The organism is Streptomyces sp. NPDC051561 (genome assembly GCF_044454195.1).
Classification (GTDB): domain Bacteria; phylum Actinomycetota; class Actinomycetes; order Streptomycetales; family Streptomycetaceae; genus Streptomyces.
Window position 1 is genome coordinate 35,328 of sequence record NZ_JBITDM010000021.1, and the last position, 24,322, is coordinate 59,649.

The 24,322-nt window shown below is 71.1% G+C and carries 25 protein-coding genes and 1 tRNA gene; 9 read left to right on the top strand and 17 right to left on the bottom strand.

Features of this window, described 5'->3' with window-relative positions; translation table 11 throughout:
- The 4 genes from ACIA73_RS32895 to ACIA73_RS32910 form a co-directional block, all read right to left on the bottom strand.
- Window positions 1-1,074, bottom strand: a complete 1,074-nt coding sequence (locus tag ACIA73_RS32895; protein WP_399442545.1) for an LLM class flavin-dependent oxidoreductase — start codon at window positions 1,072-1,074, stop codon at window positions 1-3.
- A gap of 114 nt (window positions 1,075-1,188) precedes the next feature.
- A complete protein-coding gene (locus tag ACIA73_RS32900) occupies window positions 1,189-1,860 on the bottom strand; it encodes a DsbA family protein (protein ID WP_399442546.1) in 672 nt (223 codons plus the stop codon).
- A gap of 70 nt (window positions 1,861-1,930) precedes the next feature.
- Window positions 1,931-2,647 (bottom strand): decarboxylase, encoded by a 717-nt coding sequence (locus ACIA73_RS32905; protein WP_399442547.1) that lies wholly within the window; start codon window positions 2,645-2,647, stop codon window positions 1,931-1,933.
- A gap of 1 nt (window position 2,648) precedes the next feature.
- On the bottom strand, window positions 2,649-3,587 hold the full coding sequence (locus ACIA73_RS32910) for a decarboxylase (protein ID WP_399442651.1): 939 nt from the start codon (window positions 3,585-3,587) through the stop codon (window positions 2,649-2,651).
- A 110-nt stretch (window positions 3,588-3,697) separates the two neighbouring features.
- On the opposite strand from ACIA73_RS32910, the gene ACIA73_RS32915 reads away from it, so the two are divergent.
- Both ACIA73_RS32915 and ACIA73_RS32920 read left to right on the top strand, forming a co-directional pair.
- On the top strand, window positions 3,698-4,687 hold the full coding sequence (locus ACIA73_RS32915) for a D-2-hydroxyacid dehydrogenase (protein ID WP_399442549.1): 990 nt from the start codon (window positions 3,698-3,700) through the stop codon (window positions 4,685-4,687).
- Window positions 4,680-6,116: an amidase gene (locus ACIA73_RS32920; protein ID WP_399442550.1), complete on the top strand. Its 1,437-nt coding sequence runs from the start codon at window positions 4,680-4,682 to the stop codon at window positions 6,114-6,116. The genes ACIA73_RS32915 and ACIA73_RS32920 overlap by 8 nt, the downstream gene beginning before the upstream one ends.
- A gap of 39 nt (window positions 6,117-6,155) precedes the next feature.
- Here ACIA73_RS32920 and ACIA73_RS32925 read toward each other — a convergent pair whose 3' ends face one another.
- A complete protein-coding gene (locus ACIA73_RS32925) occupies window positions 6,156-6,326 on the bottom strand; it encodes a hypothetical protein (RefSeq protein WP_399442551.1) in 171 nt (56 codons plus the stop codon).
- A 140-nt stretch (window positions 6,327-6,466) separates the two neighbouring features.
- Here ACIA73_RS32925 and ACIA73_RS32930 point away from each other — a divergent pair, with 140 nt between their 5' ends.
- Complete coding sequence (locus ACIA73_RS32930) at window positions 6,467-7,777, top strand: hypothetical protein (RefSeq protein ID WP_399442552.1); 1,311 nt, start codon at window positions 6,467-6,469, stop codon at window positions 7,775-7,777.
- Between the two features lie 65 nt (window positions 7,778-7,842).
- On the opposite strand, the gene ACIA73_RS32935 is transcribed toward ACIA73_RS32930, so the two are convergent.
- Both ACIA73_RS32935 and ACIA73_RS32940 read right to left on the bottom strand, forming a co-directional pair.
- Window positions 7,843-8,808 carry a D-alanyl-D-alanine carboxypeptidase family protein gene (locus ACIA73_RS32935; RefSeq protein ID WP_399442553.1) on the bottom strand — a complete coding sequence of 322 codons (966 nt, stop codon included), beginning with the start codon at window positions 8,806-8,808 and terminating at the stop codon, window positions 7,843-7,845.
- Window positions 8,809-8,927: 119 nt separating this feature from the next.
- On the bottom strand, window positions 8,928-9,374 hold the full coding sequence (locus ACIA73_RS32940; RefSeq protein ID WP_399442554.1) for a hypothetical protein: 447 nt from the start codon (window positions 9,372-9,374) through the stop codon (window positions 8,928-8,930).
- Window positions 9,375-9,532: 158 nt separating this feature from the next.
- Between ACIA73_RS32940 and ACIA73_RS32945 the strand changes: the two genes are divergently transcribed.
- The gene (locus ACIA73_RS32945) at window positions 9,533-10,273 is read left to right on the top strand and encodes a class I SAM-dependent methyltransferase (protein WP_399442555.1); all 741 of its coding nucleotides are present in this window, start codon (window positions 9,533-9,535) and stop codon (window positions 10,271-10,273) included.
- 18 nt (window positions 10,274-10,291) lie between these two features.
- Here the strand turns inward: ACIA73_RS32945 and ACIA73_RS32950 are convergent, their stop codons facing one another.
- The 3 genes from ACIA73_RS32950 to ACIA73_RS32960 form a co-directional block, all read right to left on the bottom strand.
- Window positions 10,292-10,861 carry a hypothetical protein gene (locus ACIA73_RS32950; RefSeq protein ID WP_399442556.1) on the bottom strand — a complete coding sequence of 190 codons (570 nt, stop codon included), beginning with the start codon at window positions 10,859-10,861 and terminating at the stop codon, window positions 10,292-10,294.
- Between the two features lie 99 nt (window positions 10,862-10,960).
- Window positions 10,961-11,635 carry a hypothetical protein gene (locus tag ACIA73_RS32955; protein WP_399442557.1) on the bottom strand — a complete coding sequence of 225 codons (675 nt, stop codon included), beginning with the start codon at window positions 11,633-11,635 and terminating at the stop codon, window positions 10,961-10,963.
- A 95-nt stretch (window positions 11,636-11,730) separates the two neighbouring features.
- Window positions 11,731-12,237, bottom strand: a complete 507-nt coding sequence (locus ACIA73_RS32960) for a DUF3830 family protein (RefSeq protein WP_399442558.1) — start codon at window positions 12,235-12,237, stop codon at window positions 11,731-11,733.
- Between the two features lie 204 nt (window positions 12,238-12,441).
- Here ACIA73_RS32960 and ehuB point away from each other — a divergent pair, with 204 nt between their 5' ends.
- The 5 genes from ehuB to ACIA73_RS32985 all read left to right on the top strand — a co-directional run bounded on the left by ehuB (window position 12,442) and on the right by ACIA73_RS32985 (window position 16,369).
- The gene (gene ehuB, locus ACIA73_RS32965) at window positions 12,442-13,275 is read left to right on the top strand and encodes an ectoine/hydroxyectoine ABC transporter substrate-binding protein EhuB (protein ID WP_399442559.1); all 834 of its coding nucleotides are present in this window, start codon (window positions 12,442-12,444) and stop codon (window positions 13,273-13,275) included.
- The gene (ehuC, locus tag ACIA73_RS32970) at window positions 13,272-13,955 is read left to right on the top strand and encodes an ectoine/hydroxyectoine ABC transporter permease subunit EhuC (protein WP_399442560.1); all 684 of its coding nucleotides are present in this window, start codon (window positions 13,272-13,274) and stop codon (window positions 13,953-13,955) included. The genes ehuB and ehuC overlap by 4 nt, the downstream gene beginning before the upstream one ends.
- Window positions 13,952-14,605 carry an ectoine/hydroxyectoine ABC transporter permease subunit EhuD gene (ehuD, locus tag ACIA73_RS32975; RefSeq protein WP_399442561.1) on the top strand — a complete coding sequence of 218 codons (654 nt, stop codon included), beginning with the start codon at window positions 13,952-13,954 and terminating at the stop codon, window positions 14,603-14,605. Before ehuC ends, ehuD begins: the two co-directional genes overlap by 4 nt.
- Window positions 14,595-15,377 carry an ectoine/hydroxyectoine ABC transporter ATP-binding protein EhuA gene (gene ehuA / locus ACIA73_RS32980; protein WP_399442562.1) on the top strand — a complete coding sequence of 261 codons (783 nt, stop codon included), beginning with the start codon at window positions 14,595-14,597 and terminating at the stop codon, window positions 15,375-15,377. The genes ehuD and ehuA overlap by 11 nt, the downstream gene beginning before the upstream one ends.
- A 230-nt stretch (window positions 15,378-15,607) precedes the next feature.
- Window positions 15,608-16,369, top strand: coding sequence for an IclR family transcriptional regulator (locus ACIA73_RS32985; RefSeq protein ID WP_399442563.1), 762 nt, complete (start codon window positions 15,608-15,610; stop codon window positions 16,367-16,369).
- Window positions 16,370-16,472: 103 nt separating this feature from the next.
- Here ACIA73_RS32985 and ACIA73_RS32990 read toward each other — a convergent pair.
- The 7 genes from ACIA73_RS32990 to ACIA73_RS33020 all read right to left on the bottom strand — a co-directional run bounded on the left by ACIA73_RS32990 (window position 16,473) and on the right by ACIA73_RS33020 (window position 24,239).
- Window positions 16,473-16,546 (bottom strand) — tRNA-Lys (locus ACIA73_RS32990).
- Window positions 16,547-16,597: 51 nt separating this feature from the next.
- The gene (locus ACIA73_RS32995) at window positions 16,598-18,400 is read right to left on the bottom strand and encodes an acyltransferase domain-containing protein (protein WP_399442564.1); all 1,803 of its coding nucleotides are present in this window, start codon (window positions 18,398-18,400) and stop codon (window positions 16,598-16,600) included.
- Between the two features lie 147 nt (window positions 18,401-18,547).
- Window positions 18,548-18,820: an acyl carrier protein gene (locus ACIA73_RS33000; protein WP_399442565.1), complete on the bottom strand. Its 273-nt coding sequence runs from the start codon at window positions 18,818-18,820 to the stop codon at window positions 18,548-18,550.
- Window positions 18,821-18,925: 105 nt separating this feature from the next.
- Window positions 18,926-20,155 carry a ketosynthase chain-length factor gene (locus tag ACIA73_RS33005; protein WP_399442566.1) on the bottom strand — a complete coding sequence of 410 codons (1,230 nt, stop codon included), beginning with the start codon at window positions 20,153-20,155 and terminating at the stop codon, window positions 18,926-18,928.
- Window positions 20,152-21,417 carry a beta-ketoacyl-[acyl-carrier-protein] synthase family protein gene (locus ACIA73_RS33010; RefSeq protein WP_399442567.1) on the bottom strand — a complete coding sequence of 422 codons (1,266 nt, stop codon included), beginning with the start codon at window positions 21,415-21,417 and terminating at the stop codon, window positions 20,152-20,154. Before ACIA73_RS33010 ends, ACIA73_RS33005 begins: the two co-directional genes overlap by 4 nt.
- Before the next feature lie 255 nt (window positions 21,418-21,672).
- Entirely contained in the window at window positions 21,673-23,370 is a 1,698-nt protein-coding gene (locus ACIA73_RS33015) for an acyl-CoA carboxylase subunit beta (protein WP_399442568.1), read from the bottom strand.
- A 65-nt stretch (window positions 23,371-23,435) separates the two neighbouring features.
- Window positions 23,436-24,239 carry a BTAD domain-containing putative transcriptional regulator gene (locus ACIA73_RS33020; RefSeq protein WP_399442569.1) on the bottom strand — a complete coding sequence of 268 codons (804 nt, stop codon included), beginning with the start codon at window positions 24,237-24,239 and terminating at the stop codon, window positions 23,436-23,438.
- Window positions 24,240-24,322: the final 83 nt, after the last annotated feature.

The following is a 24,322-nucleotide window of genomic DNA, read 5'->3' on the forward strand; positions in this document are numbered from 1 at the left end:
TCAGAGCGTCGGCAGGCCGTACGCGTCGGCGATCAGCTCGTAGCTCCGGACCCGGATGTCGCCGCCGTGGGCGTTGGCGGTCAGCATCAGCTCGTCGGCGCCGGTGCGCTTGGCGAGGTCGTCCAGGCCGGTGCGGACGGCGTCCGGGGTGCCGTGGATGACGTTGGACAGCCAGCTGTCCACGAACTCACGCTCCACGGAGCTGAAGGAGTACGCGGCCGCTTCCTCGGGGGTCGGGATCAGGCCCGGGCGGCCGGTGCGCAGCCGGAGCATGTTGAGTGCGCCGGTGAGGACCTGCCTGCGGGCCTCGCTCTCCTCGTCGGTGGCCAGCGCGGAGACGCCGATGACGGCGTACGGCGCGTCCAGCACGGCGGAGGGGCGGAAGGACTCCCGGTAGAGGTCGAGCGCCGGGATGGTGTTCTGCGCGGAGAAGTGGTGCGCGAACGCGAACGGCAGGCCGAGGGTTCCGGCCAGCCGGGCACTGAAGCCGGAGCTGCCGAGCAGCCAGATCTGCGGGGTGTTGCGGTGCCCCTGCACCGGTCCGGGGACGGCGTGGATACGGGCGTAGGGGTGCCCGTCCGGGAAGTCGTCCTCCAGGAACCGGGTCAACTCGGCCAGCTGCCGCGGGAATTCGTCGGCGCCCTCGTGCGGGTTGTCGCCGCGGCGCAGGGCCGCCGCGGTGGCGCCGTCGGTGCCCGGGGCACGGCCGAGGCCGAGGTCGACGCGGCCGGGGGCCATCGCTTCCAGCGTGCCGAACTGTTCCGCGATCACCAGCGGGGCGTGGTTGGGCAGCATCACGCCGCCGGAGCCGAGCCTGATGCGGTCGGTGTGGGCGGCGAGGTGGGCCAGGATCACGGCCGGGGAGGAGCTGGCGACGCCGGGCATCGAGTGGTGCTCGGCCACCCAGTACCGGTGGAACCCGCGCGCCTCCGCGAGCCTGGCGATGTCGACGCTGGTGCGCAGGGAGGCGGTGGGGGTGCTGCCGACACCGACGGTGGCGAGGTCCAGGACGGAGAGTGGGGTGGGGGCGGTGCCGTGGGTGGGGGCGTGGATGGGGTCGGGCGTCGGTTCCACCGGGGGTCCTCCTGGGGCAAGCGTTTCGGGCGTACGTCGGCGTACTGGTGCGTACTCCCGAATACGAACAGGAGGGAGGCTCCGGATATTCCCCGGGCCTCCCCCTCCCCTCGCTCAGACGCTGTGCGCGGGCCGCCCCAGCACGTTCGCATCCAGTACGTCCGAGCCCAGTACGTTCGAGCCCAGCACGTCCGAGAAGGCCTCGACGGACTGCGCTCCCGACATCGTGACGCCGTCGTCGTAGACGAACAGCGGCACCGAGCTCACCTTCGCCTCACGGACGCGGGCGAGCTGCGCACGCAGCACCTCCTCCCCCACGTCCCTGCGCACCACTCCGATCTCGTCCGCGAGCCGTCGCAGCGTCGCGGAATCGGCGATGTTCACCCCGTCGGAGAAGTAGGCCCTGAACAGCCGCTCCGCCATGCGCTCGCCCTTCCCCTCCGCCGCCGCCGCGAGCACCAGGCGGTGTGCGGCGGCGGTATTGGTGAAGATGGCCCGTTCGAAGTCCACCTTCAGCCCGTCCTCGGCACCGAAGCTCCGGTCCTTGGCGATGGCCTGCGCCCGCTCCTCCCCGAAGGCTGCCCGGTGGACCTCGAACAGGGGCCGTCCGGCGGCCGGTTCCTCCGAGGAGAGGTGGAACGGGCGGAAGATCACTTCGACCGAACCGCCGTTCTCGCGATACCGGTCGACCGCCTTGGAGAACCGGGTGAATCCCAGATAGGAGTGGACACAGACGAGGTCGTAGAAGAACTCGACACGGCGCGTGGATGTTTCGCTCGGCTTCATGTGTCCACCCTCCGACCTGAATCGCGGTTGAGGTCAAGCCCTCCGCGGGACGGGGCCGGTGGGCTGCCGGCTACCCGGCGAACAGCGCCCCCAGCGCCGCCGCCCGCACCCTGCGGTCCGCCAGCCTCAGCCCCTCCCACACGGTGACCTGGTTCGCCGTCAGCACGGGCTTGCCCAACTCGGCCTCCAGCTCGGTCAGATGGGCGGCGGTGTGCAGCGCCGTATCGGGCAGCAGGACCGCTTCCGCGTCGGGATGGTCGCCGGCGCGGGCCAGGGCGAGGACCTCTTCGCGGCCCCAGGTGCCCACCTCGGCCGCCGTGATGACGCCGCTGCCCCGGGTGGAGACGACCTCCGCGCCCGCCGATTTGAGGAAGGTGCGGAAGAGTTCGGCGACGTCGTCGGGGTAGGTGGCCGCCACCGCGACCCGGGTCACCCCCAGCTTCCGTACCGCATGGGCGAAGGCGAAGGAGGTCGACGAGGCGGGCAGGCCGGCCGTGGCGGCCAGCGTGCGTACCTGCTCGTGGGCGCCCTCCCAGCCGAACACGAAGCTGGCGCTGGTACAGGCCCAGACGACGGCCTCGGCGCCGGAGAGCCGCAGCTCCTCGACGCCTGCCGCCAGCCGGTCCGCCGAGCCCATCTCCAGCAGGGCGTCCACCCGGTGGGCGTCGGTGCCGATGTCGGTGTGGACCAGCGGGAGACGTACCTCCGCGTCGGCGAGCAGCGCCTCCATCCGCGGGTAGTCGTCCTCGGCCGAGTGGCCGGGGTAGAGGAATCCGATCGCTGTCATGTCAGTTCAGGCCTTCCTGCTCGGGGAACTGCGGGAGCGGGGGCGGCAGCAGCGGTGGGAGTACGGGCGGGTCGGCGGCCAGCGTCTGGGGGTCGGCCAGGACCGGCGGCTCGGTGAACCCCGAGGGCTCCGCCAGCACCGAGGGCTCGGCCAGTACCTGCGGAACGATCTCCGCCACGGGACCCGGCCGCTGCGCCGCCATCAGCAGCAGCTGGTAGGGCCCGACCGCGTTCAGCTCCAGCCGCCGCAGCGCGGACCACATGGTGACCTGGTTCGCGGAGAGGACCGGCATCCGCAGTTCCGCCTCCAGTTGGGGGATGACGTCGTACGTGGGCAGATTGGTGCAGCTGATGAAGAGGCAGTCGGCCGCGCCGACCACCGCCCGCCGCGCCATGTCCACCACGTCCCGGTACGGCACCTTCCAGATGTGCCGGGTGAGGCCCAGGAACTCGCGTCCCGTGACCACGATGCCCGCCTCCGCCAGATAGTCCTCCAGTGCCTGGGTGACCGATTCCGTGTACGGGGTGACCACGGCGATCCGGCGTGCGCCCAGTTCGCCGAGCGCCTCCAGGAGGGCGCCCGAGGTGGTCACCGAGGGCAGTTCGCCGTCCTCGGTGACCCCGGCCCGGGACATCGCCTCGCACATGGCGCGTTCCCCGGCGGTGCCGTCCACAAAACTGCCGGAGGTGCAGGCGTACGCGACCACCTGCGGTTCGACCGCGATCAGCGCCCGGACCGCCTCGCGCAGCGTCTGGTGCTCACTGACGAGCCGGGCCAGGTCGAGACTGACCTCGACGGGGACGTAGGGAGTGCGGGTCAGATGGAGCGAGATACCGTCCGGCACCCAGCGCCACAGCTCCCTGTCCAGAGCGAAGTCGAACGGGGCGACCACTCCGACACCGCGTTGCGGCTGTGGCCCACCGAGAAACACGGTATCGATGGAGCGAGTATCCAAAGCGGCCCCCAGGTATGGGTGTTGACGACCGTAGGGTGTAGGTACCAGCGTGGTCAATCAGTACATCTGCGACGTTGCGAAACGGTTTCCTGACTATGACTGATGCCAGCAAAACTCGCGAAGACGGCGAAACGACCCTTCTGGTGCTCGATGCCGACCCGCCGCCCCGTCTTGGCGGCCTGACCGGACGCACCCGCATTCTGCACGGTGACGAATCGACGTTTGCGAGTCAACTCCCCCTCGCCGATGTCCTGCTGGTGTGGGACTTCCTCTCGGACGCGGTACGGCGCGCGTGGCCCGGCGAGGGTCCGCGCCCCCGCTGGGTGCATACCGCGAGCGCCGGGGTGGACCATCTGATGTGCCCGGAGCTGGCCGCCTCGGACACCGTGGTCACCAATGCGCGGGGGATCTTCGAGGCCCCGATCGCGGAATACGTCGCGGGCCTGGTCATCGCCGCCGCGAAGGACTTCTACGGCACCAACGAGCTCCAGAGGCAACGGCGTTGGCGGCACCGCGAGACGCGGCGGGTGGCCGGGACGCGGGCCGTGGTGGTCGGCTCGGGCCCGATCGGCCGGTCCATCGCCCGCACGCTGGAGGCACTCGGGGTGACGGTCGCGGTCACCGGGCGCAGGGCCCGCCCCGGGGTGCACGGCCCCCAGGATCTGCCGCCGCTGCTCGCCCGGGCCGACTGGGTGGTCTCGGCCGCCCCGCTCACCGACGCGACGCGCGGGATGTTCGACGCCCGGGCCTTCGACACGATGAACCCGTCGGCGTACTTCATCAATGTCGGCCGGGGCCGGCTGGTGGTGGAGGCGGACCTGCTGGCCGCGCTGGCCGGGCGCTGGATCTCCGGCGCCGCCCTGGACGTCTTCGAGCAGGAGCCGCTCCCGCCGGAAAGCCCGCTGTGGGACGTCCCCGGGCTGATCGTCTCCCCGCACATGAGCGGTGACGTGGTGGGCTGGAGGGACGAACTGGGCTCACAGTTCCTGGAGTTGTACGACCTTTGGGAGAGCGGAAAGCCGCTGCCGAATGTAGTGGACAAGGATGTTGGGTACGTCCCCACCCATGACCCCTCCCATGACTGAGCCGACAGCAGAGCCCACCGCCCTCGCGTCCTTCACGGCACGTCAGCTTCTCGCCGCCTACGAGAAGGGCGAGGCCTCGCCCGTGGAGGCGGCCCGCGCCGTACTGGAGCGGGCCGAGGCCATCCAGCCGACCCTGAACGCGTTCGTCCGAATCGACGGCGAGGCCGCGCTGGCCCAGGCCCGGGAGTCCGCCGAGCGGTGGCGCCGCCGGGAGCCCAGGGGCCTGCTCGACGGCGTACCGGTGACCGTGAAGGACCTCCTCCTCCAGGCGGGCACGCCCACCCTGCGCGGTTCGCAGTCCATATCCGCCGAGGGCGCCTGGGACGAGGACGCGCCCGCGGTGGCCCGGCTGCGCGAGCACGGGGCGGTCTTCATCGGCAAGACCACCACCCCCGAGTTCGGCTGGAAGGGCGTCACGGACTCGCCCCGGCACGGCATCACCCGCAACCCGCACGACCCGGCGAAGACGGCCGGCGGTTCCAGCGGCGGCAGCGCGGTGGCCGTGGCCGCGGGCGCGGGACCGCTCTCCATCGGCACGGACGGCGGCGGCTCGGTCCGCATCCCCGCCTCCTTCTGCGGAATCTTCGGCATGAAGCCGACGTACGGCCGGATCCCGCTCTACCCCTCCAGCCCCTTCGGCACCCTGGCCCACGCGGGCCCCATGGCCAGGGACGCGGCGGACGCGGCGCTGATGCTGGACGTGATGTCCGGCGAGACGGACTGGCGGGACTGGTCGCAGCTCCCGGTCACCGACGACAGCGAGACCCGGACCCGGCTCGGGGACGGGGTGCGCGGCCTGCGGATCGCCTACTCCCCCACCCTGGGCGGCCAGGTGAAGGTCGCCCCCGAGGTGGCGGCGGCGGTACGCGGCGCGGTCGAGAAGCTGGCCGAACTGGGCGCCTTCGTGGAGGAGCTGGACCCGGACTTCGCGGACCCCTACGAGGCCTTCCACACCCTGTGGTTCAGCGGGGCGGCCCGGGTGGTCCAGCACTTCGGACGGGAGCAGCGGGAATCACTGGACCCGGGCCTGCGGGAGATCTGCGGCATCGGGGCACGGTATTCGGCGCTGGACTATCTGGCGGCGGTGGACGCCCGGATGGAGCTGGGCCGGCGGATGGGCCGCTTCCATGCGACGTACGACCTGCTGGTGACGCCGACCCTCCCGATCACCGCCTTCGAGGCGGGCAGCGAGGTGCCGCGCGGCGCCGGACTCCGCCGGTGGACGGGGTGGACCCCGTTCACCTACCCCTTCAACCTGACCCAGCAGGCGGCCGCCACGGTCCCTTGCGGAGTGGATGCGGGCGGGCTGCCGATCGGGGTCCAGCTGATCGCGGCGCGGCACCGGGACGGGGTGGTGCTGGGGGCGGCGGACACGCTGTACGGGGCGGGGGTCGCGGGGTCCGTGCCGGTGGCCCGGTACGGGGCCTGAACTCCTGCGGGTGGGGCGCGGGCTCTCAGACGCGGGCTCTCAGTTCCGGCGGCCGCCGGTGCCGCGCCAGGTGGCGTAGAGGCCGGAGACGGCGACGGCGATCGTGGCGAGGGACTCCGGCGCGGTGCCGCGCAGGACGAGGAAGGTGCCGGTGGCGAGCACGGCGAGGAAGACGAGGAGGTCCTGGAACCGGTTGGTGTGGTGCGGCATGGCGAAGTCCCCGTTCCGGTGGGAGAGGTGGGTGCGGATGCCTCGGAAGGCGTACGTTCAGAATGACTTGGGCCCGGGGTGCTGCGGGAGGTGCAGCAGTGATGCCGGGCAACTGGCAGCAGGAGCGGGGACGGTGCGCGATGACCGAGCTGAAGCGGGTCGACGAGGGGCTGGCGCCCGAAGTGGCCGCCCTGGCGAAGGCGTTGCGGGACCTCTTCCTGGGGCTCGGCGTCTCCACCCGCCGGTACGCGGCCCGGCGCTCGTACGACTGCTCCACCGTCTCCCGGTACCTGGGCGGGCAGCGAATGCCCCGCTGGGAGTTCGTTCTGAACCTCCTGCACGACGTGGCGGAGGAGCGCGGCACGGTGCCCACCGAGGAGACGATCGGGATGCTGCGGGAGTTGCACACCGCGGCGTTGCAGCAGGGCAACAGCCCGGTTCATGCCGCCCAGTTGCTGGAGCAGCGGCTGGCGCAGGCCGATCAGGAGGTACGGCGGGCGGCCATGCGGGAGCGGATGCTGGAGGACACGCTCCAGGACCGTGAGCACCGCATCCGGGATCTCCAGTTGCGCTACCGGGAACTCCAGGCGTCTTCGGGGCCGCTGGCTTCGGAGCCGCCGGCTTCGGGGGCGGGTGACGAGGGAACGGCGGCGGAGCAGGTCCGGCTGCGGGCGGAGATCCGTGACCTCCAGGACGAGTTGGGCCGGGTCCGGGCGCTGCACCGGGAGGCGGAGGAGCGCTGCGAGCAGCTGGAGCGTCAGTTGATGGAGGCGGAGGGGGCGGTGGCGGTGGCGGTCGAGCGGGAGGGGACTGCCCCGGCCGGAATCTTCCCGCGTGAGGGCTCGGGGGTGCAGACCACCATCACGGGGGACGTCATGATCACTAACACTCTCAACGGGTGGCGGGGCGATGAGGGGTACGTCCGCTCACGGAGCGTCCAGGTGTTCGACGAGGCAGGGTTTCTCCGGGGCAGCGGGCTTCTCGTCGATGCCTGGACAGTGGTCACGGTCGGGGATGTGGTGCCGCCGGGCAGACTCACCCACATGTTCGCGGGGGGCAGTGACCACCGTGTGAAAACGAGTTCGGTCGAGTTCCCCGATCTGGCCCCGGGTGCCCTTAACCTCTTCGCGGTGTTGCGTCTCTCCGGGCCCCTGCCGGCGCCCGAACAGCCGCTGGCCATTGATACGCGTCCTGTCCCGGGCAGTCAGCTCTTGGTGAGCACGGAGGCACGCAACGGCCCGTTCTCGTGCCTGTTGATGTTCAAGGGGCGCTCGGGAGCGCTGCTGCGGGTGGCCGGTGAGTTCGAGCGTGGAATCGCAGGTGCGCCCGCCTTCGCAGACGCCGGCAGCGTGGTGGGACTGGTCGGACACTGGGCTTCGCCCTCGGAATCGGACCGCGGTTCCCTCTTCCCGGTCGCCGATCTGCTCGCTTCGCTGACCACCGGCGCATAGTCCTGCCGGCGCACGCCGGAACCCCGAACGCATCGGGGTTCCGGCACACCAGTTGTCAGCGCTGGTCAGCGCGCGAACCCGTAATTCAGCAGCTTCCCGGCGTCCTTCGCCCTGTTCACGTCCGACGAGGAGCCCAGCAGTGCCCCGTACAAGGTCTTCGACCCTCGCTTCGTCGCGAAGACCAGGCAGTACTTCGCCTGTGGGCCCGAGCCCGTCTTGATGCCCAGCGTCCCCTTGTAGCTGGTCAGCAGGGGGTTGGTGTTGGTCCAGGTCATGTCGCGGTGTCCGCCGGACCTCGTCACCGTGCGCTGCTTGGTGGACCTGGTGGCGACGATCTTCCGGAAGGTGTCGCTCTGCATGGCGCTCATGCCCAGGCGGGTGAGGTCGCGGGCGGTGGAGTAGTTGCCGTTTCCGCCGCCGCCGTCGAAGGAGTCGAAGTGGGTGTTCTTCAGGCCCAGCGACCTGGCGGTGGCGTTCATCTTGCCGATGAAGGACTTCACCCGGGCGTCCCGAGTCCTACCGGCCCCGAACTTGTCGGCCAGGGCGTACGCCGCGTCGCAGCCGGACGGCAGCATCAGCCCGTACAGCAGCTGCCGGACGGTCACCTTGTCGCCGACGATCAGGCGGGCCGAGGAGGCGGTGTTCTTGACGATGTAGTCGCTGTACGCCTTCTGGATGGTGACCTTGGCGTCCAGGTTGAGGCCCTTGGTGGCCAGCACCACCTTGGCCGTCATGATCTTGGTGGTGGAGCCGGTGGGCAGCCGGGTGTCCGCCGCCTTGGCGTAGAGGGTCCTGCCCGTGCCGGCGTTCATCAGGAAGGCCCCCCTGGCGGAGACCGTGGGGGCCTTGGGCGCGGCGGTCACCCCGGCCGGCGCCGCGGCGGGGGTCACCGCCTCGGGGGCGAGTGCCTGTGCCGGGGCGATGGCCGCCCCGGACGCCAGGACCGACCCGGCGGTGGCGGCGGTGACGGCGATCGCCGACGCACGGCGCACCTTCACATTTCGCCCGATTCCGGTAATTCCGTTCTTCACGGTGAATACTCCAAATGCCCATATCTCGGTGGCCACATGAGAAAGTCGCCTACCCACGTGACGACCGAGACGGGCTTCGGGCACGGCTTGTGCCGAGATTTCCTCCCGCGTGGTCATCTTCAGGCCATTGCCACGGCCGCCCGCTGCCGGGCTTCGTCCTCACGGCGGGACCTGCGCGCCCAGCGCACCCCGAAGCCGACCGCGACGGTCAGGATCAGCGCCCCGCCCCCGGCCATCCCCAGCGAGGCGTTCCGGTCGTCGGTCACGGCGGTGTCCGAGCCCTGAGCGTCGACGAAGACACTGACGCGGCCCGTGCCGGGGTGCTCCGAGTAGGTCTGGTCGATCTCCAGCCTGGGAATGATGAACGTCCCGGCCGTGTCCACGAAGGAGCCCTCGCACTTGTACTGCGGGTCACCGTGGCGGCCGGCGGTGGAATGGCAGTACTCGGGGGTGAAGTACCCCTTCACCCCGGTCAGCTGGGTGTGCAGCCCGGACAGCCCCGACCCCAGCAGATACAGTCCGCCACCGACTCCGACGATCACTCGCCACGCACGTCCGACGCTCACGTTCTTCCCCACCCGCTACTTCACGCAACGCCCACCCCCCTGGTGGACCTGCGCAGATTAGCCGCACGATCACCACAAGCGGAATGCTTTTCGGGGTCCGGGTGGATGGCTTGAGAATGCCTTTTACCTGGCCGGGGCGACATGCTCCGATACGCCCCATGAATCACATCGTGCGCGAGGGATACGAGGGCACCGGGCCCGGGGCGATCACCCCGGACGGGTGCGCGGTGGAGCTCTACCGGCGGATATCCGCCGAGGGAGAGCCGGAGATCGTGGCCCGAGCGGTGGCCGGCCGGCTGCCCGGTGCGCGTCTGCTCGAACTCGGCTCGGGGGCGGGGCGGCTGACGCGTCCGCTGACGGAGCTCGGTTTCGAGGTGACGGCGGTCGACGAGTCCGAGGAGATGCTGGACGCGGTACGGGAGGCGGTACCCGGGATCCGTACCGTACGCAGCCCGATCGAGTCGCTGGACCTCACCGGCGAGGAGCGCTTCGACGTCGTCCTGCTGGCGTCGTTCCTGGTGCACGCGGGAACGGAAGGGGTACGGGAGGGGATGCTGGACGCGTGCCGCCGCCATGTCGCCGACGAGGGATGGGTGATCGTGCAGCGGGAGGCGGACGGGCGGCACGAGGGGCTGCCCAGGGAACGGCGGGCGGCGGGCGGCGAGCTGATCCGGGCGGTGTCCTCCGAGCCCTCGCCGGACGAGGGCCGGCCGGGGTCCCGGTCGCTGCATGTGGAGTACTACTTCCCCGACGCCAAGTGGACGCAGACGTATCTGTCCTGCCCGCTGACGGAGAAGGAGTTCGAGGAGGCGCTGGCAGGGGCGGGGCTGGTGGTGGACGCGTATCTGGACGAGCAGCGGAGCTGGGCGCGGGCGCGGGTGGCGGCGCCCGGGAGGTAGCCGGTGCGGCCCACGTGATCACTGATGCTGCCCCGTCACCGGCTGGAGGCGGGGCAGCATGCGGTCGTGGAGGGCCCGCATGCGGCGGAAGTGGAAGTGGTTCCACACGGAGAGGACGAGCAGGAATCCCCAGAGCGGAGCCTGCCTGCCGTCGTCCCCGAGGAAGAGCATCGACAGCAGGAGCAGCGCGTAGAGACCCGCCAGGCCGAGCCACAGCCAGCGGGGGTTAAGGGTGAAGGGGCGGAACTGCTTCTCCAGGAGCCACAGCATGCGCTGCCGGTCCGTCTCGTCCTCGGGGGTCTCCTCCCGCTTGATCCGGCGGGCGAGTGGGGGCAGATCCTTCGGTTCCAGGCCCAGTTCACGTGCCTGGCGGACCGCCTTTCGGCGGAGGACCACCCCCACCACCAGGCCGGCCACCGCACCGCCGGCGCAGAGGGCCCCGGCGAACAGGACGTCCTCCCACATCCACTGGAGCCAGAGGAAGAGGAGGCCGCACATCAGGAGCAGGCCGGTGACGCCCGCCCACGGCATTTCGTACCACCGCCGCTCGTCCGCCCGCTGCGCACTGCCGGGCTGCTCGGTTCTCATCCCCGCACCTCCTCCGCCCCCGGCGACGGAGCCGGGGTGACGGAGTTCCGGGTGCCCGCCCTCGCCGGGCGCACTCCCGTGCCGTACGAACGGGCGGGGTTACGTCGTCTGCTGCCCCGGATCCGCCAGCGCCGCCTCCACCCGGGCGAGACGGGCGCGCGCACTCGCCATGCTGCGGTAGTAGGTGACGAAGAAGCCCGCGAAGGCGAGCACCAGCGCGCCGAGGAGGAAGTGGCCGAGGAGCAGATTGACGACGCCGATCACCAGCATCAGACACACCGGCACGGCCACCCTCCAGATTCCGGCGGCCCGCTTCCTTCCGATCTGCATCCGGATCAGGTCGGCCATGACCCGGCGGGCCTGTGGATCGGCGGGGATCCGCTCCTGCCGCAGCCGCCGTTGCAGCACCGCCAGTTGCCGTACGGAGTAGCCGCTCCTGGCCTGGGCCCGCGTCAGGGTCAGGTCGTTCAACCAGGCGATGAACAGCGACAGCACCAGGCCGATCGCCATCACCCGCTCCCAGCCACGCCCACCGGTGCCCCAGCACACCCCTGCGGCCACCGCGCATCCGACGACGACCACCGCCGTCGCCGAGGCGGACCGGGTGTCGTGCCAGCGCACCTCGGCCGCCCAGTCGATGTCACTGGCGGAGGGGTCCTGGGGTCCCTCGTGGGGTCTCCCGCCGGATCCCGCGCCGGGTCTCTCGCCGGTTCCGGCGTCGGATCCCGCGCCGGATCCCGCGCCGGGTCTCTCCTCGGGTGTCGCATCGCTCACTGGCTGACTCCGTCCTTGCGGCTTCCGGCACCGTGCCGGAGGCGGATGGTACGGAGCGCGGGCATTCCCGCCAACTCACCGGACAGAGCGCATGATTACTCCGCAGACCGCCGGAAACTCAGCGTCTCCCCCACCGCCCCCGCCCGCCAGAGGTCCTGGCACGCCTCCGCCATCCGGTCGAGGCCGTCCACGACCGAGCCCCACACGATGCCCGGCACCCAGCCCTGGTCGCCGTTGATCAGCAGGTTGTTGCGTTCGTAGAAGAGGGCCAGGTCGACGATGACGGGGCGGCCGGGCTGGACGTGATCGGCGGAGTAGCCGTAGGAGCCGGTCGCCAGGTCCGTACCCGCGAAGGAGAAGTAACAGAGGTCACCGGGGATGGGGGTGACTGTGGGGTTCTCCAGGGGTGGTTCGGCGGCGGCGAAGGACGGGAAGAGGGCATAGATCTCATTGCGGGCGTACTTCGCGTGATAGACCTCGCCGGACAGCGGAAGCGCGTCCCAGACCGCGCGGCAGGTGATCGGGGCCTTGTCGTCGAGGAGTCGGGCGGTGCAGTGCACACCACGCTTGTCGAGCGATATGTCCACGTATCGATCGGTCATCTTCCCATCGTGCAGCGGAGATCGCTCACGTCAAGGGTGCATCTCCCGGAACAAGGGCTGGAATTGAGTGGAGTAGTCCGTACGGCACTGGGTAGCCGCGCGCCCATGGCTCCCACACGAGATTTCAGGGAAGAGCAAGGAAATGGCAGACGACGATCGATAGGACTGTCGGCGGGACGGCCGATAGGCAGGCGCTCGGTTCTGATGGGCGGAGCGGCGCTGGGCGCGGCGGGGGCGCTCGGGGTCGCGGGATGCAGCAAGGTGCCGACCGGGGACACGCTGGCCCGGCTGAGATCGCAGGGAATCGTGCGGATGGGCATCGCGGGCGAAGCCCCGTACGGCTTCATCGACGACCAGGGGAACTTCACCGGTGAGGCGGTGGAACTCGCCAAAGTGATCTTCAAGCGGCTGGGTGTCGCGAAGGTGCAGCCGGTCGCGACCGACTTCTCCTCCCTGATACCCGGCCTCAACTCGCAGCAGTTCGATGTGGTTTCGGCCGGGATGTACATCAACAAGGACCGCTGCGCACAGGTCATCTTCGCGGACCCCGAGTACCAGATGCTGGACTCCTTCATCGTGCCCAAGGGCAACCCGAAGAAGCTCCTCTCGTACCAGGACATCAAGCGCACGGGCGCCAAGATGGCCACCGGCACCGGATACGCGGAGATCGACTACGCGATAGCCGCCGGCATCCCGGAGAAGGAACTCGTGATCCTCCAGGACCCGGTCGCGGGCCTGAACGCGGTCGAGTCCGGCCGGGTCGACGTGTTCGCGGGTACGGCGCTGACCGGCCGCGGAGTGGTCAAGAAGAGCACCAAGGCCGAGGCCACCGCCCCCTTCGCTCCGCTGGTGGACGGCAAGAAGAAGGTCGACGGCGGCGGGTTCGCCTTCCGCAGGCTCGACGCCGAAGTGCGTGACGCCTTCAATGTGGAGATCCACAAGATGAAGAAGAGCGGCGAGTTGTTCCGGATCCTCCAGCCGTTCGGCTTCACCAAGTCGGAGATGACGACGCTGACGGCCAAGGAGCTGTGCCGATGAGCTCCGGACTCTGGGTGAACTGGATCCTTCCGGGGATCTGGACGACGGTCCAACTGACCGTCTACAGCGCCGTACTGGCGACCGTCGTCGCCTTCGGCATCGGGATGGCACGCACCCACAGGCTGTGGATCGTGCGCTTCCTCGCGGGTGTCTATACGGAGATCTTCCGGGGGACCTCGGCACTGGTGCTGATGTTCTGGCTGTTCTTCGTGGTGCCGGGTCTGATCGGCTGGGCGTTCGTTCCCATGTGGGCCGCCGTGCTCGCACTGGGTCTCTCCTACGGTGCGTACGGTGCGGAGGTCGTGCGCGGCGCCCTGAACTCGGTGACTCCCGCGCAGCGCGAGGCGGGCATCGCCCTCAACTTCACCCCGTGGCAGCGGATGCGGCTGATCCTGCTGCCGCAGGCGGTGCCGGAGATGATCCCGCCGTTCAACAACCTCCTGGTGGAGCTGCTGAAGGGCACCGCGCTGGTGTCCCTGCTGGGCATCGGTGACGTCTCGTTCGCCGCGTACCTGGTGCGGCTCGCCACTCAGGAGAGCGCCCAGATCTACTCGATCACCCTGGTCATCTACTTCGTGATCGCGTTCCTGCTGACGCGCGGCATGAAGGGCCTGGAGCGCAGGACCAAGGCCGGCATCGGCATCGACATCAAGGCCCAGGCCGCCGGGGGTACGCGATGAGCAACTGGGACTGGTCCGCCGTCGCGGACTTCATGCCGCGCTTCTGGGACGGGGTGCTGCTCACCCTCCAGGTGCTGGCCCTCGGCTCGCTGCTGTCGTTCTCACTCGGCCTTGTGTGGGCCTTCGGGCTGCGCTCGCCGCTGAAGTGGGTGCGCTGGCCGGTGAACGTCGTCACCGAGTTCATCCGCAACACCCCGCTGCTGGTGCAGCTGTTCTTCCTGTTCTTCGTGCTGCCGGAGTGGGGGATCCAGTTCTCCGCGATCACCACCGGCACCGTGGCGATCGGGCTGCACTACTCGACGTACACCGCACAGGTCTACAAGGCGGGCATCGACGCCGTCCCGGCCGGCCAGTGGGAGGCGGCGACCGCGCTCAGCCTGCCCATGCACCGCACCTGGTTCGCGGTGATCCTGCCGCAGGCGATCCGGCGCATCGTGCCGGCGCTCGGCAACTACGTGGTCTCGATGCTGAAGGACACCCCGCTACTGGCCGGCATCAGCGTGCTGGAACTGCTCCAGCAGGCCCGGCTGGAGAGCGCGTCCACCTTCCAGTACACCGAGCCGCTGACCGTCGTCGGCATCGCCTTCATCCTCATCGCCTACCCGGCATCCCTGTTGCTGCGAGTCCTGGAGCGTCGCCTTGTCCGCTGAAGTCACCGACACCCGTCAAGTCCCCTCCGCCGACGGCGACCTGATCACGTTCGACAACGTCACGAAGCGGTTCGGGAAGAACACCGTCCTGGACAACCTGTGCTTCTCGGTGAAGCCGGGCAAGCACGTGACCCTGATCGGGCCCTCCGGCTCCGGCAAGACCACCATCCTGCGCCTGCTGATGACACTGATGAAGCCCGAGGAGGGCACCATCCACGTCGGCGGGCGTCAGCTCTTCCCCTCCGAGGGCGAGAAGCAGCTGCGCGAGGTCCGCAAGAACATCGGTATGGTCTTCCAGCAGTTCAACCTCTTCCCGAACATGACCGTGCTGCGCAACATCACCGAAGCCCCGGTGCGGGTGCTGGGCCTGTCCAGGGACGAGGCGGACGAGCGGGCGCGCGAGCTGCTCGACATGGTGGGCCTGGGCGACCGGTGCGACGCCAAGCCCACCCAGCTCTCCGGCGGCCAGCAGCAGCGGGTGGCCATCGCCCGCGCGCTCGCCATGCGCCCGCAGGTGCTGCTCCTCGACGAGGTCACCTCCGCCCTCGACCCCGAACTGGTGGCGGGCGTCCTGGACGTACTGCGCGACATCGCCCGCACCACCGACATCACCATGCTCTGCGTCACCCACGAGATGAACTTCGCCCGGGACATCTCCGACGACGTGCTGATGTTCGACTCCGGCCGGGTCATCGAGTCGGGCCCGCCGGAGAAGATCTTCGGCGACCCGGAGCACGAGCGGACCCGGGAGTTCCTGGGCGCGGTGCTGTAGACCGCACCCCGCCCGCACCCGTGAAGTGTGATCTGACGCTGGCATATGCCACAGGAGGCGTCGCCCAGCTCACGCCCCTCTGACCGGTATGCGCGCGGACGCCATTTTGTCAACCCCCGCCCCCACGGCGGGGGTTGACGGCTATCGTGGCGTACGACGCAAGAACGACGCAGATCCAGCACAACAGCACATGCAGATGGCAGACGGTCGCAACCATCGATGGGGGAACCGTGGCGCTGAAGCCCGAGCCGACCACGCCGCAGCACTCGGTGCAGTACGCCCTGCGCGTGCTGGAGTCGGTGTCCCGGCACAGTGACGGCGTCACCGACGTCCAGCTCGCCCGCGAGACCGCACTCCCCGCCGCCGTCCTGGGCCCACTGCTCCTGATGCTGCGCAGGGAGGGTTACGTCGCCCAGGTCGTGGACGGCGCCTATGTGGGCGGCGACGCACTGGAACTGGTCACCAGCTCCGGCACGGCCGGCCGCGAGGGCCTGCGGCTCAGGCTCCAGCAGACCCTGGACCAGCTGCGTGACTCGGTCGGCGCCGCGGTCTACATCGGGCGGTACGTCGACGGGGAGATCCGGGTCACCCAGGTCGCCGAGGGCCCGCTCACCCCCAAGGTCAACGAGTGGGTGGACTTCCGCTCCACCGCGCACGCCAGCGCCGTCGGCAAGTGCCTGCTCACCCAGCTCGACCAGGACGGGCGCCGCGAGCACCTCTCCCGGCACAGGACCGCCCGGCTGACCTCGCGCACCATCACCAATGAGCGGATCCTCTTCTCCACGCTGGACAGCCAGCCTCCGACGGTCCCGGTCCTGGACCTCCAGGAGTACGCGCTGGGTACCGTCTGCGCCGCCGTACCGCTGACGGCGGGGGCGGCCGTGGGCTGCCTCGCGCTCTCCCTGCCGGTCGAGCACGTGCACCGGCTGCGGCAGGCGGCGGACGCGCTGAACCGGCGGGCGACCCCGATGGCGCTTTCGCTGTCGCTGTAGGCCGCCGTGGACCGCGGTGAGAGGCGGCCGCCCGCCGGGGCCGCCCGACGGTCACATGACTGAGGCCCCCACCGGTGAACCGGTGGGGGCCTCAGTCATCAAGTGCGCCGCCAGGGACTCGAACCCCGGACCCGCTGATTAAGAGTCAGCTGCTCTAACCAACTGAGCTAGCGGCGCTTGACTCGTAAATAGTACCTGGTCCGCAGGGGTGCTCGCGACCTCGTTCGGTCAGTGGGCGGCCACCGGGGTGCGAGCCGGTTCGGCGGTCCAGGACCAGAGGCGGGAGAGCGCGACCTGGTCCAGGTCGTGGCCCTCGGTCCACAGGCGGGCCGCCGCGTTCAGCACCGACTGCCGGTCGGCCTCCGCGGTGCCGGGGCGGGCGGGGAGCAGCGGGACCGCGGCGCTCGCCCCCAGCCGCACGGCCCGGTGGCGGCGGGCGAAGGCGGTGAGGGTCTGCCGGGAGCCGACCTCGATGAGCAGCATGTCGTCGACCGCGAGCAGTGACTCCAGGGCCGGGGCGAACTGCACGGTGTCGGTGAGGTGCCTGGCCCAGTAGCGGGGGCTGGTCGCCTGGTCGGCGGTCATCAGCTCGCCGGTGTAGCCGGAGTAGAGCGGCAGCGTGGGCGCCCGCAGCGGCAGGGTGCGGTACGCCGACTCGATGGCTTCGGCGGCCGGGGCCATGGCAGGGCAGTGGAACGGGCTGGTCGCCGGGACGGTGACCACCGTGTATCCGTCGGCGCGCAGCCGGGCCTCGACCGCGGCCAGCGGGGCGACGGAGCCGGCCAGCATGGTCTGCTGGCGGGCGTTGACCGCGGCGATGGCGACATCGGCGGCGAGGTAGGGGCGCAGCTGTTCCTCGTTGGCGGCCACCGCGAGCATGCCGCCGGGCGGGATCTTCACCGCCTCGCGGACCCGTTCGCGCATCATCGCGACCGCGTCGGGCAGGGCGATCGCCCCGGCGACGACCGCCGCGACGAGTTCCCCGGCGCTGTGCCCGAGCAGGGCCGCGGGCCGTACTCCCCAGCTGATGACCATGCGGGCGAGCGCGTAGTCGACGGCGAAGATCAGCGGCTGGGCGCGGCGTACGTCGTCGACGGGGACGGCGGGGCCCGCGCCCTGCTGTGCGGTGCTCAGCCAGTCGGTACGGATGCGGTCGCCCTCCTCGCCCAGGTGGGAGAGGACCGCGTCGACGGCGGCGGTGAAGACCGGCTCGTGGCGGTAGAGCCCGGCCGCCATCGCGTGGTGCTGGGAGCCCTGGCCGGGGAAGAGCAGGGCGATGGGGCGGGGGCCGGGGTGGGTGACGGTCTTCGCCCGGTGCACGGCGGCGGCGGCCAGCGCGGCGACGGTGACGACCGCGCCGCGCACCTGGCCCGGCGGGGTGCCGCAGGGAACGGCGGTGGGCAGCGAGGGGAAGGCCTCCTCGTGCAGTCCGCTGAGCAGGGGCATCAGTTCGCCCCGTACCCGGGCCTCGTCCTTGGCGTCCCTGCCGGACCACAGCAGCAGGCGGTGGCGGTCGGGTGAGGTGGTACGGGCGCCGTGGTCGACGGGGCGCAGTGGGGGGACGGCCGTGGGGTCGGCGGTTTTGCCGGCCGGGTCCGCGAGGTCCAGCAGGCCGAGTACGGGGTCGGCGTCCGCGATCGCTTCGGCGGCGCGGCGCAGGGCGTAGACGGTGATGGTGCCGGCGGCGGGTTCGCCGAAGGCGGCCACCAGGGCGAAGTCGGCGGTGCGGTCCTGGAGTTCATGGTGGGCCAGGCGCAGGGCGTGGCCGGGGGAAGGGGTGGAGCGGACCACGAAGCCTTCGTGCTCGGCGGGGAGGGGGGCGGGGAGCGGGGTGCCGGGGAGGGGGTCTGCGGGGAGGGGGGTGTCGCCGATGTAGACGACCGTGCGGACCGGGAGGTCGGCGGGTGCGCGGCCGAAGGCGCGCAGCACCGCGGAGAGGGCGGCGGGTGTCGCCCGGAGCGTGATCTGGGGGGCGGGTCCCGGGCTGACGACCAGTCTCCGGGTCACTGCGCTGTGCACGGTGAGCGACATGGGCTGTCTCCTCGCGGCGAGTGGGGCGGGGGGAGTAGCGGGTGGTGCGGGGGGCGGGGGGACGCGGGGTGGTGCGCGGATGAGGGAGGAGCGGCCGCCCCAGGTACGGGGGGGAACCTCGGGGCGGCCGCGTCGGGGGGGCGGCGGTCAGGCCGCCGCGACCCGGCTGCCCGCGTTGATGAGGGCGAGCAGGGCGCCGGGGGTCTCGGCGTCGACTATGGCGTCGTCCGGGATGGAGATGCCGTACTCGCGCTGGACCTGGCCGATGACCTGGAGCAGGGCGAGCGAGTCGTAGCCGAGGTCGATGAAGGGGGTGTCCTGTACGTCGCCGTCCAGGTCGATGCCCTCCTCCTCGCCCGCGCTCTCGCGGAGCATCCGGGTCAGGTCGGACAGGGTCACGGTGGCGGTGGTGGTGGACATGTTCTGCCTTTCGGTTGGGTGGAGGAGCACTTCGGTCGGGTCGTCGGGTCGTCGGGTCGTCGGGTCGTCGGGTATGTGGGCCGGGGCCGCGGGGCCCGTGGAGCGTCAGGCCGCCTTGCGCAGGACCAGGGCCGCGTTGAAGCCGCCGTGGCCGCGGGCCAGCAGCAGGGCGGTGCGCGGGGCGGTCTCCCGGGGGGCTCCGACCACGAGGTCGAGGCCCGGGAGGGGGGTGCCGGTGGTGGCGGTGGGCGGGATGACGCCGTCGCGCAGGGAGAGCAGGGCGGTGGCCGCGTCCAGGGCGGCGCCGCCCGCGAGCAGCCGTCCGGTCAGGGTCTTGGGGGCGGTGACCGGGACCCCGCCCGGGCCGAAGAGGCCGGTCAGGACGTCGGCCTCGGCCCGGTCGAGGGCGGGGACACCGGACGCGTCGGCGAACACCACGTCGATGTCGGCGGGGGTGAGTCCGGCGTCCGCGAGGGCGTTCTCGGCGGCCCTGCGCAGACCTGGGGGGCGGGGCGAGCCCGGGGGCGGGTCGAGGGTGGCCGCGTAACCGGCGATCTCGCCGTAGATCTGGGCCGCGCCCCGGCTGCGGGCGGACGCGGCGTCCTCGGTGATCAGGATGGCGCCTCCCTCTCCGGGGACGTACCCCCTGGCCCCGGAGGACAGGGGTGCGTACGCGGTGGCCGGGTCGGGGTCGGTGGACAGCAGCCCGGAGGCGATCTGCGGGACCCAGCCCCAGGGGCAGAGCATCGCGTCGACGCCGCCCGCGACGACCGCCGGGCAGCCCTTGCGGATGTGGCGGCGGGCCTGGCCGAGGGCGTCGAGGCCGCCGGCCTGCTCGGTGAGGAGTACGCCGCTGGGGCCGCGCATCTTGTGGCGGATGGAGATCTGGCCGGTGTTGACCGCGTAGAACCAGGCGAAGGACTGGTAGGCGCTGACGTACTCCTTGCCCTGGCTCCACAGGTTCTGCAGTTCGCGCTGGCCGAACTCGACCGCGCCGCCGGAGGCGGAGGTGACGACTCCGATGCCGTACTCGGGCAGCGTCTCGGGGTCGAGGCCGGCGTCCGCGATGGCCCAGTCGGTGGCGGTGAGGGCGAGCCGGGTCATGTGGTCGGTCTGCGGGAGCAGCCGGGAGGGGATGTGGTCCTCGGCGACGTAACCGGAGATCTCACCGGCGACCGTCGAGGGGTAGGAAGAGACGTCGAAGCGGGAGACGGTGGTGAGACCGGAGGTGCCGGTGAGGGTGGCCTTCCAGTACTCCTCGGTGCCCAGGCCGTTGGGGGCGGTGATGCCCAGACCGGTGACGACGGTCGGGGCAGGGGTCGCTGTGGCGCTCATGCGGCGCTCCTCTCCGGGCGGGCCAGCAGCATCGCGCTCTGGAAGCCGCCGAAGCCGCTGCCGACGCTGAGCACGGTGTCGGCTCTCTTCTCGCGGGCGGTCAACGGGATGTAGTCCAGGTCGAGTTCGGGGTCGGGCTCGTGGAGGTTGGCGGTCGGCGGCAGCAGGCTGTGCTCCATGGCGAGCGCGCAGGCCGCGATCTCCAGCGACCCGATGGCACCCAGGGAGTGGCCGATCATCGACTTGATGGAGCTGATCGGGGTGGCGTAGGCGTGGGCGCCGAGGCTGCGCTTGAAGGCGCCGGTCTCGTGGCGGTCGTTCATCTTGGTGCCGGAGCCGTGGGCGTTGATGTAGTCGATCGAGGTGGGGTCGAGGCGGGCCTCGGCCAGGGCGGCGTCGATGGCGGTGGCCATCTCGATGCCGTCGGGCTTGAGGCCGGTCATGTGGAAGGCGTTGGCGCGGGAGGCGAAGCCGGCGATCTCGGCGTAGATGTGCGCGCCGCGGGCCTTGGCCGCCTCGTACTCCTCCAGGACCAGGATCGCCGCGCCCTCGCCGAGGACCAGGCCGCTGCGGGTCCGGTCGAAGGGCCGGCACGCGCTCTCGGGGGTGTCGTTGCGCGGGGTGGTGGCGTGGATGGCGTCGAAGCAGGCCGAGGTGATCGGGGAGATCGGGGCCTCGGTGGCGCCGGCGATCATCACGTCGGCGGTGCCCTCGCGGATCAGCTCGACGGCGTGGCCGAGCGAGTCCAGTCCGGAGGTGCAGCCGGTGGACACGACCGCGGCGGGGCCTTCGGCGCCGGCCGCTCTGCCCACCTCCGCGGCCATCGAACTGGGCACGAAGTGGCTGTACAGCTCGGGGATCGCGTAGGTGTGGTCCACGTTCCACAGCCGTCCGCCGTCGCTGGTGACGACGTACTCCCGCTCCAGGCTGGTGGTGCAGCCGACCGCGCTGCCCAGCGAGGTACCGATCCGGCCCGGGTCGAGGGCGGCGAAGTCGAGACCGCTGTCGGCGACCGCCTCCCTGGTGGAGACCACGGCGAACTGGGCGGCCCGGTCCAGGCGGCGTATCTCCTGGTGGCTGAGGCCTGCGGCCACCGGGTCGAAGTCGCACTCGGCGGCGACCTGGGAACGGAACGGGGAGGGGTCGTAGAAGGAGATCCGCCGGCTGGCGGTGCGTCCCGCGGTCAGCAGGTCCCAGTACTCCTTGACGCCGACCCCGCCCGGGGCCACCACACCGAGGCCGGTGATGACGACTCTGCGCATGGCGGCTACCTCGACTTCCTGAGTGAAACGGTGCGGGACACTGTGGAATCTCCTCCGTCGGGTGCGACTGTCCGTACGGCGGCCGGGGCGGTTCGGGATCGGGCCTGGCCGCCCCGGCCGTCCGACCGGACGGGAGCGCGCTCGTGACGTGCTGCCCTACGCCGGTGCCGTCATGGAACGGGCGCCTGCTCGACAGCCGCTCGCGTCCGCGTGGACAGGGCGTCGTACCTGTTCAGGGCGGTTGCCGAGGGGGTATCAGGTGGGCGGGTTGCCGTGCTTGCGGTCGGGTATCTCGGCCTTCTTGGAGCGCAGTGCGGCCAGCGAGCGGATCAGTACGGAGCGGGTCTCGCCGGGGTCGATGACGTCGTCCACGAGGCCGCGCTCGGCCGCGTAGTAGGGGTGCATCAGCTCGGAGCTGTACTCCTTGATGCGTTGCTGCCGCAGCCCCTCGGGGTCGTCGGACGCGGCGATCTCGCGGCGGAAGATGACGTTCGCGGCGCCCTCGGCGCCCATCACGGCGATCTGGTTGGTGGGCCAGGCGAAGGAGAGGTCGGCGCCGATGGAGCGGGAGTCCATGACGATGTACGCGCCGCCGTACGCCTTGCGCAGGACCAGGGAGATGCGGGGCACGGTGGCGTTGCAGTAGGCGTACAGGAGTTTCGCGCCGTGCCGGATGATGCCGTGGTGTTCCTGGTCGACGCCGGGCAGGAAGCCGGGCACGTCGACGAGGGTGACCAGCGGGATGTTGAAGGCGTCGCAGGTGGAGACGAAGCGGGCGGCCTTCTCGGAGGCGTGGATGTCGAGGACCCCGGCGAGGGCGGCGGGCTGGTTGGCGACGATGCCGACGGGGTGGCCGTCGAGCCGGGCGAGCGCGCAGACCACGTTGCGGGCCCAGCCCTCGTGGACCTCGAAGTGGTCGCCGTCGTCGACGATCTCCTCAATGACGTCGCGGATGTCGTAGGACCGGCCCGGGTCGGCGGGGACGAGTGCGGTGAGCGCGTCGGTGCGGCGGCCCGCGGGGTCGGCGGTGGGCTCCACGGGGGGCATCTCGCGGTTGTTGGCCGGGAGGAAGGACAGCAGGTGGCGGACGTCTTCGAGGCAGTCGCGTTCGTCGTCGTACGTGAAGTGGCTGACTCCGGAAACGGAGCCGTGGACGTCCGCGCCGCCCAGCCCGTTGTGGGTGATCCTCTCCCCGGTGACGGCCTGCACGACGTCGGGCCCGGTGATGAACATCTGGGCGCTCTCGCGGACCATGAAGACGAAGTCGGTGAGGGCCGGGCTGTAGGCGGCGCCCCCCGCGCAGGGTCCGAGCATGACGGAGATCTGCGGGAGGACCCCGGAGGCGGCGACGTTGCGGCGGAAGATGCCGCCGTACCCGGCGAGCGCGGTGACGCCCTCCTGGATGCGGGCGCCCGCGCCGTCGTTGAGGGAGACCAGCGGGGCCCCGGCGGACTCGGCGAGGTCCATCACCTTGTGCACCTTGGCGGCGTGCGCCTCGCCGAGGGCGCCCGCGAAGACGCGGAAGTCGTGGGCGTACGCGAAGACGGTGCGGCCGTGCACCTGCCCCCAGCCGATGACGACCCCGTCGCCGTGCGGCTTGCGGTCCTCCAGACCGAAGCCGGTGGCACGGTGCCTGCGCAGCGGCTCGATCTCGGTGAACGTGCCCTCGTCGAAGAGGAGGTGGAGGCGTTCGTGGGCGGTGAGTTTGTTCTTGGCGTGCTGGCGGCGGGTGGCCTCCGGGTCGGGGCCGCGGCCGACCTCCTCCTTGAGCCGGCGGAGTTCGGCGGTGGCGGAGGCCAGGTCGGGGGGCTCCGCGGCGGCAGGGCACGGGGCGACCGGAGCGGCGGCAGCGGTGGGAGGACGCGGCACTGTGGGAGCGGTGGGCGTCCGCGGGGTGGTGGGAGGTGTGACGGCGACGGGGGCGACGGGCCGGTGGTCATCGAGGATCGTCATCGGCGCACCGTAGGAACGGTGCCTAGAGCCCCGATGGAGGGGCCGGGGGGTGGGTGGCGGCCTCGTCAGCGTCCGGCGCCGGCGTGCGCGTCGTCGAGGTCCAGGTTCGGATCGGCGTTGAGGATCGCCTGGTGCAGGCGCTGGATGCGGGCGGAGGGCTCCAGGCCGAGCTCGTCGACGAGGGTGTCGCGCAGTCGCTGGTACTCCTCCAGGGCGCGCCAGGCGCTGCCCGACCGGTGCAGGGCGGTCATCAGCTGGGAGCAGAAGCTCTCGTGCATGGGATGACGGGCCATCAGTACCCGTAGCTCCGGCACGATCTCGGTGTGCCGGCCCAGCCGCAGGTCGCTGTCGAGGCGCAGTTCGAGCGCGGCCATCCGGTCCTCCTCCAGCCGCAGCACCTCCAGTTCCAGGACACCGCCGATGCGTACGTCGACCAGGGCGGGCCCCTGCCACAGGCCGAGCGCGCGGCCCAGCAGGTCGGAGGCGGCCCGGTGGTCGCCGGACTCGTGGGCGCTGCGGCCGGACGCCTTGAGCTGCTCGAACTCCTGGAGGTCCACCACTCCGGGCTGCACCTGGAGGAGATATCCCCCGTGCCGGGTGACCAGGACGTCCTTGGCCTGCCGGCCGGGACCGCCCTCCAGCGCGGCGGCGAGCTTGCGCCGGAGCTGAAGGACGTACGTCTGCAACGTGGTGGCGGCACTGCGCGGGATGTGCTCGCCCCAGATCTCCTCCATCAGCGTCGGCACCGTGACGACATGGTCGGACTGCATGGCGAGCAGGGCCAGGATCTGCCGTGGCTTCGCTGCGGTGGGCACGATCGAAATGCCCTGCTCGTCCACGGTGAGCGGTCCCAAAACTTTCACGTCCATGGACACGGTCCCTTCACGTCCCGGTGGAGCCCGAATACAGGAGCGCCATAGTGGCACCGCCCCGCACGGCCAGACCAGTGCGG

What these genes read in the sequence shown, in the direction of transcription:
- ACIA73_RS32900 (WP_399442546.1), bottom strand. Translation starts at nt 1,860, where the DNA reads ATGAAGCCGAGCGAAACATCCACGCGCCGTGTCGAGTTCTTCTACGAC.
- ACIA73_RS32905 (WP_399442547.1), bottom strand. Translation starts at nt 2,647, where the DNA reads ATGACAGCGATCGGATTCCTCTACCCCGGCCACTCGGCCGAGGACGAC.
- ACIA73_RS32915 (WP_399442549.1), top strand. Translation starts at nt 3,698, where the DNA reads ATGACTGATGCCAGCAAAACTCGCGAAGACGGCGAAACGACCCTTCTG.
- ACIA73_RS32920 (WP_399442550.1), top strand. Translation starts at nt 4,680, where the DNA reads ATGACTGAGCCGACAGCAGAGCCCACCGCCCTCGCGTCCTTCACGGCA.
- ACIA73_RS32925 (WP_399442551.1), bottom strand. Translation starts at nt 6,326, where the DNA reads ATGCCGCACCACACCAACCGGTTCCAGGACCTCCTCGTCTTCCTCGCC.
- ACIA73_RS32930 (WP_399442552.1), top strand. Translation starts at nt 6,467, where the DNA reads ATGACCGAGCTGAAGCGGGTCGACGAGGGGCTGGCGCCCGAAGTGGCC.
- ACIA73_RS32945 (WP_399442555.1), top strand. Translation starts at nt 9,533, where the DNA reads ATGAATCACATCGTGCGCGAGGGATACGAGGGCACCGGGCCCGGGGCG.
- ACIA73_RS32950 (WP_399442556.1), bottom strand. Translation starts at nt 10,861, where the DNA reads ATGAGAACCGAGCAGCCCGGCAGTGCGCAGCGGGCGGACGAGCGGCGG.
- ACIA73_RS32960 (WP_399442558.1), bottom strand. Translation starts at nt 12,237, where the DNA reads ATGACCGATCGATACGTGGACATATCGCTCGACAAGCGTGGTGTGCAC.
- ehuB (WP_399442559.1), top strand. Translation starts at nt 12,442, where the DNA reads ATGGGCGGAGCGGCGCTGGGCGCGGCGGGGGCGCTCGGGGTCGCGGGA.
- ehuC (WP_399442560.1), top strand. Translation starts at nt 13,272, where the DNA reads ATGAGCTCCGGACTCTGGGTGAACTGGATCCTTCCGGGGATCTGGACG.
- ehuD (WP_399442561.1), top strand. Translation starts at nt 13,952, where the DNA reads ATGAGCAACTGGGACTGGTCCGCCGTCGCGGACTTCATGCCGCGCTTC.
- ACIA73_RS32995 (WP_399442564.1), bottom strand. Translation starts at nt 18,400, where the DNA reads ATGTCGCTCACCGTGCACAGCGCAGTGACCCGGAGACTGGTCGTCAGC.
- ACIA73_RS33000 (WP_399442565.1), bottom strand. Translation starts at nt 18,820, where the DNA reads ATGTCCACCACCACCGCCACCGTGACCCTGTCCGACCTGACCCGGATG.
- ACIA73_RS33005 (WP_399442566.1), bottom strand. Translation starts at nt 20,155, where the DNA reads ATGAGCGCCACAGCGACCCCTGCCCCGACCGTCGTCACCGGTCTGGGC.
- ACIA73_RS33010 (WP_399442567.1), bottom strand. Translation starts at nt 21,417, where the DNA reads ATGCGCAGAGTCGTCATCACCGGCCTCGGTGTGGTGGCCCCGGGCGGG.
- ACIA73_RS33015 (WP_399442568.1), bottom strand. Translation starts at nt 23,370, where the DNA reads ATGACGATCCTCGATGACCACCGGCCCGTCGCCCCCGTCGCCGTCACA.
- ACIA73_RS33020 (WP_399442569.1), bottom strand. Translation starts at nt 24,239, where the DNA reads ATGGACGTGAAAGTTTTGGGACCGCTCACCGTGGACGAGCAGGGCATT.